17 protein-coding genes are annotated in these 17,239 nt (G+C 71.7%); 8 read left to right on the top strand and 9 right to left on the bottom strand.

The features are described 5' to 3' along the window. The first annotated feature begins 76 nt into the window (after positions 1–76). Both AB0B72_RS22335 and AB0B72_RS22330 read left to right on the top strand, forming a co-directional pair. Positions 77–1,696, top strand: a complete 1,620-nt coding sequence (locus AB0B72_RS22335) for a glycoside hydrolase family 10 protein (protein ID WP_367740810.1) — start codon at positions 77–79, stop codon at positions 1,694–1,696. A 67-nt stretch (positions 1,697–1,763) separates the two neighbouring features. Further along, positions 1,764–4,055 (top strand): hypothetical protein, encoded by a 2,292-nt coding sequence (locus AB0B72_RS22330; RefSeq protein ID WP_367740809.1) that lies wholly within the window; start codon positions 1,764–1,766, stop codon positions 4,053–4,055. A gap of 115 nt (positions 4,056–4,170) precedes the next feature. Here the strand turns inward: AB0B72_RS22330 and AB0B72_RS22325 are convergent, their stop codons facing one another. Then, the gene (locus tag AB0B72_RS22325) at positions 4,171–4,470 is read right to left on the bottom strand and encodes a winged helix-turn-helix transcriptional regulator (RefSeq protein WP_367740808.1); all 300 of its coding nucleotides are present in this window, start codon (positions 4,468–4,470) and stop codon (positions 4,171–4,173) included. A 122-nt stretch (positions 4,471–4,592) separates the two neighbouring features. Between AB0B72_RS22325 and AB0B72_RS22320 the strand changes: the two genes are divergently transcribed. Both AB0B72_RS22320 and AB0B72_RS22315 read left to right on the top strand, forming a co-directional pair. Next, positions 4,593–5,201: an NAD(P)-dependent oxidoreductase gene (locus tag AB0B72_RS22320; RefSeq protein WP_367740807.1), complete on the top strand. Its 609-nt coding sequence runs from the start codon at positions 4,593–4,595 to the stop codon at positions 5,199–5,201. Between the two features lie 217 nt (positions 5,202–5,418). Then, a complete protein-coding gene (locus AB0B72_RS22315) occupies positions 5,419–6,300 on the top strand; it encodes a hypothetical protein (RefSeq protein ID WP_367740806.1) in 882 nt (293 codons plus the stop codon). A 44-nt stretch (positions 6,301–6,344) separates the two neighbouring features. On the opposite strand, the gene AB0B72_RS22310 is transcribed toward AB0B72_RS22315, so the two are convergent. Both AB0B72_RS22310 and AB0B72_RS22305 read right to left on the bottom strand, forming a co-directional pair. Further along, positions 6,345–6,896, bottom strand: coding sequence for an HIT domain-containing protein (locus AB0B72_RS22310; RefSeq protein WP_367740805.1), 552 nt, complete (start codon positions 6,894–6,896; stop codon positions 6,345–6,347). A gap of 134 nt (positions 6,897–7,030) precedes the next feature. Then, entirely contained in the window at positions 7,031–7,750 is a 720-nt protein-coding gene (locus AB0B72_RS22305; RefSeq protein WP_367740804.1) for a Type 1 glutamine amidotransferase-like domain-containing protein, read from the bottom strand. Positions 7,751–7,915: 165 nt separating this feature from the next. Between AB0B72_RS22305 and AB0B72_RS22300 the strand changes: the two genes are divergently transcribed. Continuing rightward, positions 7,916–8,617 carry an Asp23/Gls24 family envelope stress response protein gene (locus tag AB0B72_RS22300; RefSeq protein WP_367740803.1) on the top strand — a complete coding sequence of 234 codons (702 nt, stop codon included), beginning with the start codon at positions 7,916–7,918 and terminating at the stop codon, positions 8,615–8,617. A 152-nt stretch (positions 8,618–8,769) separates the two neighbouring features. Here the strand turns inward: AB0B72_RS22300 and AB0B72_RS22295 are convergent, their stop codons facing one another. Then, positions 8,770–9,201, bottom strand: a complete 432-nt coding sequence (locus tag AB0B72_RS22295; RefSeq protein WP_367740802.1) for a hypothetical protein — start codon at positions 9,199–9,201, stop codon at positions 8,770–8,772. 240 nt (positions 9,202–9,441) lie between these two features. Between AB0B72_RS22295 and AB0B72_RS22290 the strand changes: the two genes are divergently transcribed. After that, the gene (locus AB0B72_RS22290) at positions 9,442–10,698 is read left to right on the top strand and encodes a sensor histidine kinase (protein ID WP_367740801.1); all 1,257 of its coding nucleotides are present in this window, start codon (positions 9,442–9,444) and stop codon (positions 10,696–10,698) included. Then, entirely contained in the window at positions 10,683–11,330 is a 648-nt protein-coding gene (locus tag AB0B72_RS22285) for a response regulator (protein WP_367740800.1), read from the top strand. Before AB0B72_RS22290 ends, AB0B72_RS22285 begins: the two co-directional genes overlap by 16 nt. 56 nt (positions 11,331–11,386) lie before the next feature. Here the strand turns inward: AB0B72_RS22285 and thrS are convergent, their stop codons facing one another. Then, on the bottom strand, positions 11,387–13,363 hold the full coding sequence (gene thrS / locus AB0B72_RS22280) for a threonine--tRNA ligase (RefSeq protein ID WP_367740799.1): 1,977 nt from the start codon (positions 13,361–13,363) through the stop codon (positions 11,387–11,389). A 244-nt stretch (positions 13,364–13,607) separates the two neighbouring features. Between thrS and AB0B72_RS22275 the strand changes: the two genes are divergently transcribed. After that, a complete protein-coding gene (locus AB0B72_RS22275) occupies positions 13,608–14,099 on the top strand; it encodes a MarR family winged helix-turn-helix transcriptional regulator (RefSeq protein ID WP_367740798.1) in 492 nt (163 codons plus the stop codon). A gap of 1 nt (position 14,100) precedes the next feature. On the opposite strand, the gene AB0B72_RS22270 is transcribed toward AB0B72_RS22275, so the two are convergent. From AB0B72_RS22270 to AB0B72_RS22255, 4 genes are all read right to left on the bottom strand, one after another. Beyond that, positions 14,101–14,568, bottom strand: coding sequence for a TspO/MBR family protein (locus AB0B72_RS22270; protein WP_367740797.1), 468 nt, complete (start codon positions 14,566–14,568; stop codon positions 14,101–14,103). 71 nt (positions 14,569–14,639) lie between these two features. After that, positions 14,640–15,569, bottom strand: coding sequence for a YbgA family protein (locus tag AB0B72_RS22265; RefSeq protein WP_367740796.1), 930 nt, complete (start codon positions 15,567–15,569; stop codon positions 14,640–14,642). A gap of 38 nt (positions 15,570–15,607) precedes the next feature. Continuing rightward, the gene (locus AB0B72_RS22260) at positions 15,608–16,132 is read right to left on the bottom strand and encodes an RNA polymerase sigma factor (protein WP_367740795.1); all 525 of its coding nucleotides are present in this window, start codon (positions 16,130–16,132) and stop codon (positions 15,608–15,610) included. Between the two features lie 112 nt (positions 16,133–16,244). Further along, the gene (locus AB0B72_RS22255) at positions 16,245–17,192 is read right to left on the bottom strand and encodes a MerR family transcriptional regulator (protein ID WP_367740794.1); all 948 of its coding nucleotides are present in this window, start codon (positions 17,190–17,192) and stop codon (positions 16,245–16,247) included. Positions 17,193–17,239 lie beyond the last annotated feature (47 nt).

Here is a 17,239-nt window from a genome sequence, read left to right as displayed (position 1 = left end):
TTTTTCTGGCCGAAGCAACCGTTTGTCAATGTCAGACTTATGGCCTGACTTATTGGCAAATCGGGGGGGTCGTCACGTGACGGAGCGTGGCCGCGCGCAGGTCAGCCGCCCATTGATCGCGACCGTGCTGGTCGCCTTGGTGGCAGCCGTGACCGCGTACACCTTCGGGCCGGGCGCCCGCGCCGAGCAGGTCCGCAAGACCAGGCCGGGCACAGCGGAGGCGGGCATGACGGCGGCCGGCACGGCGGCGGGGGGCGCCTCCCGGGAGAGCCTGACGGCGGCGGCGTCCTGCGCCACCAGCGCGCGGTTTCCCAAGCGCCAGCTCCGGGGGGTCTGGATCGCGACCGTGCACAACCTGGACTGGCCGTCCCGGCCGGGGCTGAGCCCGGCCCGGCAGCAGGCCGAGTACGTACGGATCCTCGACAGCGCGGTCCAGCGCAGGCTGAACGCGGTGTTCGTCCAGGTGCGCCCGGCGTCCGACGCCGTCTACCGGTCGCCGCTGGAGCCGTGGTCGCAGTACCTGACCGGGAAGGCCGGCAAGGACCCGGGCTGGGACCCGCTGCCGTTCCTCGTGGACGAGGCGCACAAGCGCGGCCTGGAGTTCCACGCCTGGTTCAACCCGTACCGGGCCGCGGAGTCGGCCTCCGCCGCCCTGCCGGCGGGGCACCCGGCCCGGGTCCACCCGGACTGGGTCGTGAAGCACGAGGGCGGGCTGTACTACAACCCCGGCCTGCCACAGGTGCGCGACTGGGTGACGCGGGTCGTGACGGACGTGGTGAAGCGCTACGACGTGGACGGCGTCCACTTCGACGACTACTTCTACCCGTATCCGGGGAAGGGCACGAGATTCGCCGACTCCGCCGCGTTCAAGAAGTACGGCAAGGGCATGAAGCTGGCCGACTGGCGGCGGGCGAACGTGAACGCGCTCATCGCCCAGGTCTCCAAGGCCGTCCACGGCACGAAGCCGTACGTCAAGTTCGGCGTCAGTCCGTTCGGCATCTGGCGGAACAAGGCCGAGGACCCGGCGGGCTCGGCCACCAAGGGCATGTCCGGGTACGACGCCATCTACGCCGACGCCAAGGCGTGGATCAAGGCCCGGTCGGTCGACTACCTGATCCCGCAGCTCTACTGGCCCCGCGGGTTCGCCGCCGCCGACTACTCGGCGCTCGTGCCGTGGTGGGCGGACGCGGTGAAGGGCACAGGTGTGGACCTCTACATCGGCCAGGCGCTCTACCAGGTCGGCACCTCGGGCGCCTGGAAGAAGCCGGGCGAGATCCCGGCCCATCTCGTGATCAACCGCAGGTATCCCGAGGTGAGTGGCGACGTATACTTCAACGCCGCCCTGCTGCTGAAGAACCCGCTGGGCACGCTCGACCGGCTCGTGAAGGACCACTACTCCAGGCCCGCCCTGCTGCCCCTGCTGAAGGGGTTCGCCACCGGGGCGCCCGAGGCCCCGGCGGGGGTGCGGGTCACCGGCGGCACGCTGGAGTGGCAGGCCCGGCCCGGCGCCCGCGCGTACGGGATCTACCGGGTGGACGGCAAGGGCGGCGACTGCGCGACGGCCGACGCGCGCAACCTGGTTGCCGTCGTGCCCGCGTCGGCCGGCACGAGGTACGTCGTCCAGGATGGGGGCACGTACTACGTGACGGCCCTCGACCGGCTGGACAACGAGAGCGCCGCCACCCGCGTCGCCTGAGCCGGGCGGCTCCCGGTTTTCCACAGGTTTCCCCGAGCACATCGCGATCACCCCCAGGTCCGATAGCGTGGACGCGGACTTCGGCAAGATCAACACAAGGCTCGGGAGGTCGTCGGTGAGGCGTGCGCTGGTCGCCATCCTGCTCGGTGTGCTGTGCGCGGCGCTGGGCGGGGTGCTGGGCGTGATGAGCGGCGTCATGAGCGGCGCCGCCGCCGCGACCCACGCCGTCCCCCGGGCCACCGCCGCGGCGCACGGCGCGGAGGCTGGAGCCCGGACCGGCGCGACCGCGAGGGCTGGAGCCGCCGCCGGGACCGGTGCCCGGACCGGCGCTCCCGCGGGCCGGGTGGCGCTGATCGGGGTGCCGGGGCTCATGTGGAGCGACATCACCCCGGCGGGCACCCCGAACCTGTGGCGGCTGGCCGGGCGCAGCGCCCTCGGCTCCCTGTCCGTGCGCACCGTCGGCAACGTCACCTGCCCGTACGACGGATGGCTCACGGTCTCGGCCGGGGTCAGGTCGGCGGTCGGAGCTCGTTGCGGCGCGCCTCCCCTGCCCGAGAAGCGAGGTGAGGGCGCGGTCGTGCCCGAGTTCTCCTGGCTGTGGGAGGTCCGCGACCAGCAGTACGCCGGAGCGCTTGGCCAGGCCCTCCACGACGCCCGCCGGTGCACCATGGCCGTGGGCCCCGGGGCCGCGCTCGCGCTCGCCGACCGCCGTGGCGGGGTCGACGTGTACGCCGGCACTCCCGGCGAGGTGGCCGACTGGGGGCGGTGCGACGTCGTCGCCGTCGACATCGACGACCTCGTCACGCCGTACATCAAGGACGACAGGATCAGCACGCAGCCGGAGGCGCTGGCGCCCGAGGCGCGCCGGGCCGCCGCGCGTGCGGCCGACGGGAAGCTCGGCGCCGTCCTCCCCCGCCTGGGGAACGCGACCATCCTGCTGGCGGGGCTGTCCGACCACGGCTCCGTCCCGCATCTCAGGGCGGCCCTGCTCTCCTCCCCCGGGCTCACCGACGGCCGGGCGCTGTCGCTCGGCGGCAGGTCCACCCACCGCGACGACATGGTGATCCTTCCCGACCTCACCGCGACGATCCTGGGCGCGGCCGCCGTGCCCGCCCCGGCGGCCGTCATCGGGGCCCCGGCCGAGACCCACCCGGCGGGCGGGACCCTCGGCGAGCGCGCCGGGACGTTGCGGGCCGCCGACGTGGGGGGCCAGACCATCCGCGACATGACGGGCGTGTTCTTCACGTCGCTGGCCGCCCTCCAGGTCGCCTTCTACGTCGTCGCGTTCCTGCTGCTGCGCCGCCACCGGGGGTTGCGCACCGTCCGGATCGCCGCTGTCGCGCTCGCGTCCATCCCCGCCTCGACCTATCTGGTCAACCTCACCCCCTGGGCCCGTACGGCACAGCCGACGCTGACGCTCGTCGCCGGGATCGTCGCCCTGGCCGCGCTGCTGAGCGTGGTGGCTTTGACGGGCCCCTGGCGGCGCACGGTGCTGGGGCCGCCCTCGGTGGTGGCGGGGGTGACGGCGGCGGTCCTGCTCGGCGACCTGCTGACCGGCACGCCTCTGCAGCTCAACAGCGTCATGGGATACACCGGAGTCGTCGGCGCCCGCTACTACGGGCTCGGCAACATCCCGTTCGCTCTGCTCGCGACGGCGGTGCTGCTCGTCACCACGGCGGTGGCCGACCGGCTGGTGCGGGCGGGCCGCAAGACGGCGGCGGTCGGCCTGGTGGCGGCCCTGGGCGGCTTCGCGATGCTGCTGGACGGCTGGCCCGGGGTGGGCAGCGACTTCGGCGGCGTCATCGCCTTCGTGCCCGGCATCGCCGTGGCCGCGCTCATCGTCGCGGGCAGGCGGGTGTCGATCGTCAAGCTCGGCGCCTTCTGCGTCGCGGGCGGCGTCGCCGTCATGGCGATCGCCTACCTCGACTACCTGCGCCCCCCGGCCAGCCAGACCCATCTCGGCCGGTTCGCCGGGCAGGTCTTCGACGGCACGTTCCTCCCCGTGATCTCCCGCAAGCTCGGCGCCATGCTGCACACGCTGATCAGCCCGAACCTGATGCCCGTGGTGATCGCCGCGTTCGCCTTCCTCGTCTTTGCCCTGCTGCGGCCGGGCGCCGCGAGCGCCGGCGTGCTGCCCGTGGCGTTCGAGCGGGCGCCCATGCTCAAGGCGGGCCTGCTCGGGGCGCTGGTCAGCGGGGTCGTCGGCATGCTGGTGAACGACTCGGGGGCGGCGGTGCTGTCGATGGCCCTGGCGCTGGCCGTGCCGCTCGTCCTCAGCGCGGGCATCCAGGCGCTGCAGCTCGACGAGCCGGGGGTGCCCATGGGGGCGCCCGCCCCGCAGCCCAGCCCCGCCACCTGACCCGCGTCCTGACCCGCATCCCGACCGGCGTCCCGTCCGGGCTCCTGTCCGGAGGCCTTGCGAGCCGCGGCGGCGATACCCGCGGCGAGGCTCAGGGCGGGGTTCAGGGCGAGGCTCAGGGGGGCGCCTCGCCCGAACGGTCGAGATCTTGGGCGACCGTCCGGACGGCGTCGACGATGGGCAGCAGCTTGCGCCCGAATGCCGTGAGGGCGTAGACCGTCGACTGCCTGCTCCTCGATTCGACGGTCCGGCTCACGATGCCGGCGTCCTCGAGCTTCCTCAGACGGTTGGTGATGGTGACGGCGTTCGCCCGGGGGATCGCCCGCTGCAACTCGTTGAACCGCATCTCCGACGTCTGAAGCGTCATCAGGATCGCCAGCGTCCACAGGTCTCCGATGATCGACAGAACCTGCATGCACCGCGCTGTCCGGGGATCGCTCACCTGTTCCATGGCGGTCACCAGTCTACCGGTGCTAAAGTTCTTTTAGCGGTAAAGAATCTGTAGTGGTTATCGATCCAGACGAACAGGGGAACCGGGTGAAGATCACGATTTTCGGCGCGACCGGACGGATGGGGCATCTGCTGGTCCAGCGGGCACTGGACGCCGGCCACGAGATCACCGCCTACGCTCGCGACCCCGGCAAAATGCGGATCACCCATCCCGCGCTGTCCGTGATCTCCGGGCATCTCGACGACGACGCCGGGATCCTCGGCGCGGTCCGTGACGCGGAGGCGGTCATCGAGGGGGTGGGAGCCGTCAGCGACGCGACTCGAAGGATCATCGCGGCCATGGACGAAGTCCGAGGAAGACGGCTCGTGGTGGTCTCCACCTGCAGCGTTCCCGATCCGGAGGATCTGCCGGACGCGAAGTTCGCGGCCCTGGTGCGCTTCGTGAAGACGGTGGCGCCCACCCCCTACAGGGAGGTGCGCCGCGCGGCCGAACTCGTGCGCACGTCCGGCCTGGACTGGACGCTGGTGCGGGTCGCCAAGCTCAACGACGGGCCCGCCACCGGGCATGTCAAGGTCGGAGCCTACGGACACGGCGTCGTGGGGCTGTCCATCACCCGCGCCGACATGGCCGCCTTCCTCCTCGACCAGGTGTCCGACACGACCTACCTGCGTCAGGCCCCCGCGATAAGCAACTGACCGTCCGCCGCCCGTCCAGCGAGGGGTGGCGGCCCACGTGGACGCGCGAGCGCCCACCCGACGATCCCAGATCGTCGCCCTGACGGGCTCCCGGACAGCACCTGGCGGAGAGAACTTCTACCGGGTGTCAAATCCGCCGCAGCCACAGCATTGACCGAGTGCGGTCACTCGAACACGCACGGTAATGTTCTGGTCCGTGCCAGGAATCGACCATGAGATGCCCCTCGAGTTCATCCGCAACCGTCCCATGACCGCGGTGGAGCTGCTGCGGGACGCCGCCGGAGTCCAGCCGCCCCCCTTCGCCACCGCCACGGTGGAGGCGGTGGACTGCACACAGATGGCCCCGGTGGAGTTCCGCGCCGACTCCGTGGTGGTGCTCCGCGACGCCTCAGGCAGAGCCCAGTTGGCCCTGATCGTAGAGGTGCAGAACCGCCATGACCCGCGCAAGCGGTTCAGCTGGCCGGTGTACGCCTTAGCGCTGCGGGCGCAGCTGGAATGCGCGACCGCCCTGATGGTGATCTGCCGGGATCAGGGGGTGGCCCGCTGGTGCGAGCAGGCCATCGTTCTGGGTCCAAGTGGCACCATCACCCCGCTGGCGGTGCACCCCGGTCGCATTCCGCTGATCACCGATCCGGACCGGGCGCGCGCCTGCCCGGAGCTGGCCGTGCTTTCGGCGTTGGCGCACGCCGAGCAGCCCGAGAGCCGACCGGCACTGGAGGCCATGATCGCGGCGATGGGCACCTTGGACGAGGACCGGGTCAGGCTATATTTGAACTACGTGTTCGACGCGCTACCCAGCGTGGCGCGCAAGCACCTGGAGGAGATCGTGACGACGGCGAGCGACCACTACGAGCAGGCTGCCCGGCAGTACCTGTCCCACTGGGTCGAGCAGGGCCGCCAGGAGGGACTCGCTGAGGGCCTCGCTGAGGGACTCTCGAAGGGGGAGGCGGTTTCCCTCCTGACCGTGCTCGAAGCCCGCGGCCTGGAGATCTCCCCCGACACGCGCGACCGGATCACCGGCTGTGCGGACCCGGGGCTGCTGAAGACCTGGCTCCGCCGCGCTGCCGTCGTGGACTCCGCCGACGAGATCTTCACCTGACGTCTCAGGCGACGCGGCAGCACTTCAGGCCATCGCCGAGCTGGTCAGGAGGTCGCGGGCCAGGCGTCGGCGAGCAGCTGACGGGTGTCGCGCAGAAGCTGCGGGAGCACCTTGGTGTGACCGACGACCGGCATGAAGTTGGTGTCGCCGCCCCATCGGGGCACCACGTGCTGGTGCAGGTGGGCGGCGATGCCCGCGCCGGCCACACCGCCGAGGTTCATGCCGACGTTGAATCCCTGCGCGCCGCTGGCCTTGCGCAGCGCCTGGGTGGACCGCTTGGTGAACTCGGCCAGCTCCGCCGTCTCGGCGTCGTCGAGGTCCGCGTAGTCGGACACGTGGCGGTAGGGGCAGACCATCAGGTGGCCCGAGTTGTACGGGTAGAGGTTGAGCACGGCGAAGACCATGGAGCCGCGGGCCACGATGAGGCCGTCCTCGTCGGACAGCTTGGGGATCTCGCAGAAGGGGCAGCCCTCGTCGGCCCCCGTGCCGCTGGGCTTGTTCTCGCCCTTGATGTAGGCCATCCGGTGCGGGGTCCACAGGCGCTGGAAGTTGTCGGGTATCCCGGCGCCGGACTGCTCGATCGGCTCTGAGTCCACGGTCGTGCTCTCCTCCAGTCCGTCGCTGGGCGGATCACCGCTCCTGCCGCCTGTGCAGCAGCATATGTCTCGCGGATCTCCTCGCGTCCGGTGGGCTGGCCTGGAGCGGCATGATCCGCGGGTGTTCCCAGCCGTCAGCTCCGCGCCGAGGCGGGCGGCAGCAGCCGCGCGGGAAGGGGGGTCTCGGCCACGTCACCGGCGGGACCACGAGCGACCCGGTGGACGGTCGCCTCCGGCCGTCTCGTCACGACCTCGGTCACGACCCCGTCAGCGAAGTGCGCCGCGGCGCCGTCGTCGATCGCCCAGCCGGGCGGCAGCGTCCCCTCCCGTATGGCGCTCAGATAGACCGGCCGCCTTTCCGCCTCCCCGTCGTAGTGGGGGCAGAGGCTTCCTTGGAGGAGGCCCACACCGTCGAGGAGCGGGCCGACGGACCCGAAGGAGTCGGTGACGCAGGCGTCGAACCAGCAGGCCGAGCCGGCGCTGATGCCGCACAGCAGCACACCGGCCTCGTACGCCTCACGCAAGATCACGTCGAGGCCGTGCAGCCGCCAGACGGCGAGCAGGTTGGCGGTGTTGCCGCCCCCGACGTACACGACGTCCTGGGACAGCACGAAATCGCGCAGGTCGCGAGGTTCCCGGCGGAACAGCGGGAGGTGGGCCGGTTCGCACTCCCGGGAGGAGAACGCGGCGTAGAAGCGCTCGATGTAGCCGGCCGAGTCGCCGCTCGCCGTGGGCACGAAACAGACCTTCGGCCGCGTCCTGCCCGTGATCGTGAGAGTGAAGTCGTCGAGCAGGGTGTCCGGGTCATCGGAGAATCCGCCACCGAGCAGGACGATCCGTCGCGTCACAGCCACAGTTACTCACTCTCGCCTTTGCCAGGCCGCACCGGCGGACCCGGATCACCTCCGGCCGCGGACGCCTGCACCAACAACGTCAGATAACCGGCAAATCATATGATCATCGGGCAGAATGCACCCGGGCGGGGTCTGCCGGGCCCTCAACTTCCCAGGAGCGTTGATATGAGCGAGGCCGTCGCCGTCGAGGACCAGGTCGAGGAGCGGGTCGGAAACCAGGTCGAGGAGCGGGTGGAGGGCTGGGCCGGGGAAGCGGCAGACGAACCGGCCGGGGCGCCGGCGGCGGAGCCGAGCCCCGCGTCGGAGGAGCCGGCTCAGGGCTCGGCGTTCCCGGAGGAGCGGGGCCCGGCGTCAGGGGAGCCGGCGCAGGGCTCGGCGTTCCCGGAGGAGCGGGGCCCGGCGTCAGGGGAGCCGGCGCAGGGCGGGTTCGCGGCCTCCGCCGGCGCGCCCAAGCCCGGGGCGGTCACCGCCAACGACGTCAAGGGACGGATCAAGGTCGCCGACGAGGTCGTGGAGAAGGTCGCCGCGCTGGCCGCGCTGGAGATCCCCGGCGTCGCCGACCTGGGCGGCGACCTGGAGCGCGCCTTCGAGTCCGTAAGGGACCGCATCGGGCTCGGCGCCAAGCGGGCGACCCAGGGCGTCCAGGCCACGATCCGCGACCATCAGGTCGCGGTCGACGTGACCATCGTGATCGTGTACGGCCACGTGGTCATGGACGTCGCCACCGAGGTCAAGGTCAACGTCGCCAGGTCGGTCAGCCGCATGCTCGGCATGCGCGTCGTGGAGGTCAACGTGACCGTCGACGACGTCCGCCTCCCCGGCGACGACCGCGCCGGCACCGAGGACCCGGACGACCCCGGCGCCTGAGCCCCTCACCAGGCCGTCCGCCGTCCCGGCGAAGCCGCCCCGCGGACCACCGGGTGCCACGGCAAGGCGATCGAGGTGCTCCGCGCCCAGGGCCGTGACGTCCCCGGCGGATCGCCGTCCGAGCACGGGAGCGTGCGGGACGCCGGGCGTGGTCAGCGTGATTCGGGGAAGGCGGCGCGCAGCCGGGATCCGTTGACGACGAACGCGGCCGCGGCGATGACCAGGGCGGCTCCGGCCTGCATAACGACGAACCACACCGGGAGGATGCCGGGGATCATGTCCATGGCGATGAGCGCGACCGGCACGGCGATCGAGATGATCCGCAGGCGGAGATAGGCCCATCGTCTTCCCTTTGAGGCGAGGGCGGTCATCCAGTAGGTCACGGCGGCGCTCGCGAACAGCCCGGCCGCCCGGCTCCACACGAACCCGGTCATCGTGTGCCCGGTGCTCGCGAGGACGACGACCGTGACGAGGACCGCGGCGCCGATCGCGCCGTAGGCCACGGTGAGCGTCCTCACCTTGCCGAAGGCTCGCTGGGTGTCCGGATGGTTGAGGTGGGCGGCCTCGGCCATGGTGTGGCTCATGGTTTCTTGTCTCCTGCGTCTGTTGTGCGTCTGAGTGATGAAAACGCTAGGGAGCGCATGGATCGTGCGGTATGCGGCTGGACCCACGGTTCGGTGGGTCCAGGCCCACTCCGGAGCCCGATCCGGTGACGCCGGGCTCCGCCCGGTGCACAGTGAGACACAGGCCGCACCGGCCAGGTCGGCGCATCGCGGGAGCCGCGGGCGCCACGACCGCCTGTCATGAAGTGAAAAGGAAAGATCATGCGACAGCCGCCGTCGTGGGTGGCGAGTGCCTGCTCGGGGTTCGTACGGGCGTGCGCGGTGGTCGGGGTCAGCATGCTGGGCCCGGGCGTGTGGGCCGCCGCCGTGGCGCTGTGGATCTGGTGGGGCGCGGGCGCGTGGACGTGGATAGCGCCGTTCGTGTGGGCATGCATCGGCACGCTCGCCCTTTCACGCCCGGTAAGCCGGATGTTCCGCTCCCTCGTCGCGAAATGGACGGGCACCGTCATCCCCGGCGGATACCGGCAGGCCAGGCCGGTGACGCGGATGTCCACCGGGTACTGGTGGAACGGCTTCAGCTACGAGCGCACCAGACGCGACGCCATCAGGGATCAGAAGATGCGGGTCCGGTTGACAGATCCCGCCGTCTGGCGTGATCTGCGCTTCATGGGGATCGCACCGATCACCGCGGGCCTGATCGCGGCCGTTCCGCCGGCCGGAATCGCGGCGGCCGTCCTCGGGTTCTCCCAGCCGGAGCTCTCCACGCGCCTCATCGGGGTGGCCGGTCTGGTCGTGGCGATCGCCGGCGCCCCTTACGCCTGGCGGTCCGCAGAGCCGGTGGCCGTCCGCTTCCTGCGCCCCTCGCCCGCGATGGCGCTGGCCGATCGGGTGGACGAGCTGACGGCCCAGCGCGCGGACATCACGGTCGCGCAGGCAGCCGAGATCCGCCGGATCGAGCGGGACCTGCACGACGAAGCACAGGCACGCCTCGTCGCGCTCGGGCTCTCACTGGCGACCGCGGAGAAGCTGATGAAAACCGATCCCGACCAGGCCACGGCGCTGATCCGGGACGCGCGGGCAGGCGCCGCCACGTCGCTGACCGAGCTCCGCGAACTGGTGAAGGGCATCAACCCGCCGGTGCTGACAGAGCGAGGGCTCGTCGACGCCGTGCGCGCTCTGGCCCTGGACAGCCCGCTCGAAGCGGCCGTCAGCGCCCACGTCCGGCTACGCCTGGACCCGCCGATCGAGTCCGCCCTGTACTTCGGGGTCGCCGAACTGCTGACCAACGCGATCAAGCACGCTCATGCGACCCTGGTGCGGATCACCATCACCCGGGACGGCACCGGCGTCGTCGTCGATGTGGAGGACGACGGCCGGGGCGGGGTCGCCGTACGAGCCGGCGGCGGGCTTGCCGGGCTACGCGGCCGCCTCGCCGTCTTCGACGGCACCTTGGAGATCACCAGTCCGGCGGGCGGCCCCACCCGCGCGAGAATGGCGGTGCCATGCGAATCGTCGTAGCCGAAGACCTCTACCTCCTGCGCGACGGGATGATCCGCCTCCTCGAGGCGTACGGGCACCAGGTGGTGGCGACGGCGACCACCGGGCCCGAGACGCTCGACGCGCTGCTGACGTGGCGGCCGGACGTGTCCGTCGTCGACGTCCGCATGCCGCCGACCCAGTCGGACGAGGGCCTGAAGGCGGCTCTGGCCGCCCGTCGCGAGCTGCCCGGGCTACCGGTGCTGATCCTTTCTCAGCACGTCGAGCAGCTGTACGCCCGCGAGCTGCTGGCCGACGGCGCCGGCGGCATCGGGTACTTCCTCAAGGAGAGCGTGTTCGACGCCGATCAGTTCATCGACGCCCTGGAACGCGTCGCCGGGGGCGGGAGCGCCATGGACCCGGCCGTCATCACCAGACTGCTGTCCAGCGGAACCTCCAACCGGCGACTCGCGAAGCTCACCGAACGCGAACACTCCGTGCTCACCCTCATGGCGGAGGGGTTGTCCAACCAGGCCATCGGCCGGCGGCTGTTCCTCAGCGACAGCGCCATCGGCAAGTACACCACTTCCCTGTTCGGCAAGCTCGGCATCACCGATGACGACGACAGCAACCGCCGCGTCCTCGCCGTCCTCGCCTACCTGAACACGCCCTGACGTACTCCTCGGCCTCCCGGATGCGGGCACCCCGTCGGGGGTGCCCGCGAAGGGCGTCAGACCTGGATGCGCCGCTCGACGGCGTCGGCGATCTCGGCGATCGCGTCCTCGATCGGGACGCCGTTCTTCTGCTCGCCGCTGCGGTAGCGGAACGACACCGCGCCCGCCGCCACGTCGTCGTCTCCCGCGAGCAGCATGAACGGCACCTTGGCCCGCTGCGCGTTGCGGATCTTCTTCTGCATCCGGTCGTCGGAGGCGTCCACCTCGACCCGGACCCCCGCGTCACGCAGCCGCTTGGCGACGTCCTGCAGATAGGGGATGTGGGCGTCGGCGATCGGGATGCCGACGGCCTGCACCGGGGCGAGCCACGGAGGGAAGGCGCCGGCGTAGTGCTCGACCAGCACGCCGAAGAACCGCTCGATCGACCCGAACAGCGCCCGGTGGATCATGACGGGCCGCTGCCGGGTGCCGTCGGCCGCCTGATACTCCAGCTCGAAGCGCTCGGGAAGGTTGAAGTCGAGCTGGATGGTCGACATCTGCCAGGACCGGCCGATGGCGTCGCGGGCCTGCACCGAGATCTTGGGGCCGTAGAAGGCGGCGCCGCCCGGGTCGAGCACGAGCTCCAGCCTCTCCGACTCGGCGACCTCGCGGAGGGTCTGGGTGGCCTCCTCCCACGCCTCGTCGGTGCCGACGAACTTGACCGGATCCTTGGTGGACAGCTCCAGGTAGAAGTCCTCAAGGCCGTAGTCGCGCAGCAGGTCGAGGACGAACCGCAGTAGCGAGGTGAGCTCCTCGCGCATCTGCTCGCGGGTGCAGTAGATGTGCGCGTCGTCCTGGGTGAGGCCGCGCACCCGGGTGAGCCCGTGGACGACGCCGGACTTCTCGTACCGGTAGACGGTGCCGAACTCGAACAGCCGCAGCGGCAGCTCACGGTAGGACCGCCCGCGCGCGCGGAAGATCAGGTTGTGCATCGGGCAGTTCATCGGCTTGAGGTAGTAGCGCGCGCCCTCCAGCTCCATGGGCGGGAACATGCCGTCGGCGTACCAGTCCAGGTGCCCGGAGACCTGGTACAGGTGCTCCTTGGTGATGTGCGGGGTGTTCACGAAGGAGTAGCCCGCCTCCTCGTGCCGGCGGCGCGAGTAGTCCTCCATGACCCGGCGGATCACACCGCCCTTGGGGTGGAAGACCGGCAGGCCCGAGCCCAGCTCGTCGGGGAAGGAGAACAGGTCGAGCTCGGCGCCCAGCTTGCGGTGGTCGCGCTTCTCGGCCTCCTCCAGCAGGCGGAGGTACTCGTCCTGCTTGTCCCGCGACTCCCAGGCGGTGCCGTAGATCCGCTGGAGCTGCGGGTTCTTCTCGCTGCCGCGCCAGTAGGCGCCGCCGGTCCGCATGAGCTTGAACGCCGGGATGACCCGGGTGGTCGGCAGGTGCGGGCCGCGGCACAGGTCCTTCCAGCACAGCTCGCCCGACTTGGGGTCGAGGTTGTCGTAGATGGTGAGCTGGCCGCCGCCCACCTCGACGTTCGCACCGTCGCCCGCGTCGGCCGCGCCCCCCTTGAGCCCGATCAGCTCCAGCTTGTACGGCTCGCGCGCCAGCTCCTGGCGGGCATCGTCGTCGCTGACCGCCCGCCGCCGGAAGCTCTGCCCCTGCTTGACGATCTCGCGCATGCGCTTCTCGATGCGCTTGAGGTCGTCGGGGGTGAACGGCTCCCGTACGTCGAAGTCGTAGTAGAACCCGTTCTCCACCGGCGGGCCGATGCCGAGCCGCGCGTCGGGGAAGAGCTCCTGGACGGCCTGGGCCATGACGTGGGCGGTGGAGTGGCGCAGGATGGCGCGGCCTTCGGCGCTGTCGATGGCGACCGGCTCGACGGCGTCGCCGTCGCCGACCTCGCAGGCCAGATCGCGCAGCTCGCCGTTGACGCTGGCGGCGATCACCGACCGGCCGTCGGCGCCGAGCGCCTCCCCGGCCGTCGTGCCCGCCGCCACCACGCGCTCGACTCCGGCGAGGGTGATGCGTATTTCCTGGGCGGCAGACACGGTGGCTCCTTAACGTGAACCGTACGACGGCCCTGCTCGGGCCTTCGGGACATGGATGGCGGAGGCGCCCGTGAGTGACGGGGCTCCAGGATCCGATGCTACCGGTGCACCCGGCCCGAAATCGCGCGGTTAGTCTCCGGCCCGCGTGGCGGGCCCCGGCACGCGCGGCGGTCCGTCCCAACCCGGCCAGAAGCCGCCGAAGTGAAGCATCCGATCAAAAGGCCAACCTCGGTAGTCTTGGACCGTGTCCGAGACCCGATGGCTCGACGACGAGGAGCAGCGCACGTGGCGCACCTACATCGCCACGAGCCATCTCCTGATGGAGGCCCTGGAGCGGCAGCTCCAGCGCGACTCGGGTATGCCGCACGCCTACTACATGATCCTCGTCGTGCTCTCCGAGGCGCCGGAGCGCACGCAGACCATGACGGAGCTGGCCACCTTCCTCCAGTACTCGGCCAGCCGCCTGTCCCACGCCGTGACCCGCCTGGAGGAGAAGGGCTGGGTGCGCCGGGTCAAGCGTCCCGAGGACCGGCGCACGACCGTGGCCACGCTGACCGACAAGGGGTTCGAGGCGATCGTGGAGGCCGCCCCCGGCCACGTGGAGGAGGTGCGGCGCGTGCTGTTCGACCGGCTCACCCGTGAGCAGGCCCGCGAGCTCCGCGAAATCCTGGGAGCGGTCCTGACGGGCCTCGAGGAGCGGCGGGAGACCGAAGGGCCCGTTCCGCCATCCGTCTGAGTCAGGCGCGGGGGTTGCGGCGGGCGATGGACGCGTTCAGGGCGGTGGCGAAGACGGTCCACCCGGCGTACGGCAGGAGCAGCCGCCCGGCGGCGCGGTCGGCGCCGAGGGCCCTGCGGGTGAGCAGGACGTTCGACACGTTCAGCGCGAGGATCTCCGCCAGCGCGAGACGGGGGCTGCGGGCCCGGAAGAACAGGGCCGACCAGGCGGCGTTGAGTGCCAGGTTGGCGCCGAGTGCCCGGGCGAACGCGGCGCGGGAGCTCTCGTCGCCCCGGGACAGCGCGCGGGCGCCCGCGTACGCGATCGTCGCGTAGAGCGGCGTCCACACGAGGCCGAAGGCGGGTGGCGGCGGCTGCCACGACGGCTTGCTGAGCCGCCGGTACCACGCGGAGTCGGCGTCCACGGCGAGCCCGCCGGCCACGGCTGCGGCGGTGACGGCGATCGCGGTCTTGAGCAACGTCTTCCTCACGGGTTCGCGTCCTTTCCGGGAGACGGGGGATCATGCCTGCTCGGGGGATCATGCCTGCTCGCGCGGAACGCTCAGCCGAGCAGGCGCAGCTCGTCCGGGTACGGCGACAGGTAGGTCTGCTCGCCCACGTACGCCATGTCCTCGCCGCGGGCGTGGCGGCGGAGCAGGGCCAGCGGCACGTCCAGGGCGACCCGGCGGGCCCGGTACGACTCGATCGCCGTGAGAAGGCCGTCCCGGCGGGCCGGGGGAAGCGCGTGGCCGATCAAGCCGAGGCAGTGGTGCATGGTGTTGACGTGGCGGCCGACGGTCGGCGTGCCGGCCATGGCGGCGCGGAAGGCGCTGCCGTACTCGTGGGCGAGCGTCTCGCGCGGGGCCGCGCCGGCGCGCGCCACGAGCCGGCCGAGCTCACGGTGGGTCGCCGGCGCGTGGGCGAGGAGCTGCATCTTGTGCCGTGTGTGGAAGGCGACCAGGTCACGGGGGCGCCAGCGCCCCGCGAGGAGGGTCCTCAGCCGGGCGGCCGCGAAGATCCGCTCCATGAACTCCTCGCGCACCCCGGCGTCGCGCAGCCGGCTCTCGTCCTCGACGGCGAGCAGGGGGCGGGCGTCGATCAGCGCGCCGGCGAACAGGCCACGGCTCAACTCGCCGGTCACAGGGGTGCCCGCGAACACCGGGACGCCGTAGGTGCCGCAGCTCGGGCTCCGGGACTTGAACACGTATCCGTCGACGTCCAGCGTGGCCGCGTGCCTCGCCGCGAGCGCCGTCATCGGGTAGGTGAGGTCGGCGTGGCTCCTGCCGGTCATCAGGCGCGGCCCCCGGGGCGAGCGCTCCAGGCGGAGCGTCTCCCTGGGCGAGCCCAGCCCGATCTCCATCTCCGGGCAGATCGGCACCCAGTCGACGTGCGCGGACAGCTCCTCGGACAGGAACCGGTCGCGGCTGTGCCCGCCGTCGGAGCGCACCCGGTTCCCCAGGAGGCAGCTGGAGACGGCGATTCTCGGCCTCACGGGCTCCGTGGCGGCGGGCGGAGGCGCCATGGGCGCGCTCACGCGGCGGCCGGTGGGAGCAGGCGGGACAGGCGGTGCAGGCCGCGTGCCGTACGGGCCTTCACGGTGCCGAGCGGCACCCGCAGCCGGGCGGCGATCTCCCGCTGGGTCAGATCGCCGTAGTACGCCAGCTCGATCGCTTGGCGCTGGACGTCGGGGAGCGCGTCGAGCGCCCTGCGGACCTGGTCGCGGTCGGCGAGCGCGTCGCCGTCCGCCCGGCCGTCACGGCCCGCCGGGTCGGAGACGGCCTCCAGCGGCACCGTCGTCGGGGTGCGCGCCCTCAGGTGGTCGACGGCGCGGTTGTGGGCGATTCCGAACAGCCAGGCGGACAGGCTGCGCGCCGGGTCGAACCGGTGCCGGAAGCGCCACACCTCGGTGAACACCACCTGCAGGACGTCCTCCACGTCCTGCTGTGGCACGAGTCTGCGCAGGTAGGAGCGGACCGCCGGAGCATGCAGCCGGTAGCACTCCCCTATCGCGCCCGCCTCACCGGAGGCGAGACGGTTCTCCAGCGTGTCGTTCATGAGCGTCCTCTGCCCGAGAAACTTATTCAAAACCTATTCATATCCGCCCGCGTCGAAGGAGCGCAACCTCGCCACGGACATGGCGGGTCATTAATCGGTCAAAGGGGGAAAATCACCTCAGAGAGGTCATTACCGTCGCGATGGCCTCGCGAAACGTGGACACACGGGCCGTGCCCGGCGGCAGGCCGTCCCACCAGCCGGGTCCCCCGGCCACCACGCGGCTCGCCGGGCGCAGCCGGGGCAGGCCGGAGAGCGGGGCGGGGTCACCGGTCATCCGCTGCTGCGACCAGACGAAGACCACGGCGGGCCCCAGCCGGCGCATCGCGTCGGCGAGCGCCGAGTACGGCGTACGGGCTCCCAGCACCCGCGTCTCGACGGCCAGTTCGGCCAGGGCCGCGGCCAGCGCGTACGCGGGCAGGCTGTGCTGCTCGTCCTCGGCGCAGGCGAGCAGCACCGGACGCGGATGCGCCGGCGCCCGCCTGGCGACTCCGGAGAGCGCGGCGAGCAGCCGGTCGGAGAACATGTGCTCGATCTCCACCCCGGTGCCGCTCTCCTCCTGCTTACGGGTGATCGTCGCGAACACCGGCAGGACCAGCCGCTCCCAGGTCCAGACGACGCCGTGCGTCCGCAGGGCCGCCTCCAGGCCGCCGCTCACCGTCGGGCTGTCCAGCGAGAGAGCCGAGCGGGCCAGCATGGCCGCGGACAGGATCCCCTGTCCCGGCACCGTGATCGGCTCCCCCTCCGCCGGGACACCCGCGACCGCCGGCTCCGCGCGGCCGGACGGGGACGGCAGCCGCAGCGCCTGCCTGGCCGCGTCCGCCGGGGGCATGCCGGCGTGGATGAGCCGGTTCATCTCCTCCAGGCGGCGCAGGTCGGCGTCGTCGTAGCGCCGGTGCCCTCCCGGGCTGCGCCTGCTCGGCCCGATCCCGTACCGCAGGTTCCAGGTGCGCAGCGTCGGCGGGGGCACGCCGAGCCTGCGCGCGACGGCGCCGATGCCGTAGCCCGCCTCCCCGTCCGGCGACGGCACTCCGCCGCCGTCCGCCGCGCCTTCGTCCGCCACCGGCCGCTCCGTCGTCGTCCGCGCCTGTCCCGCCCCGCCTCACGCTC

Source organism: Microbispora sp. NPDC049125 (genome assembly GCF_040802045.1).
GTDB lineage: Bacteria > Actinomycetota > Actinomycetes > Streptosporangiales > Streptosporangiaceae > Microbispora.
Note: the sequence above shows the minus strand (reverse complement) of the source record. Positions and strands in the feature narration are given on the sequence as shown.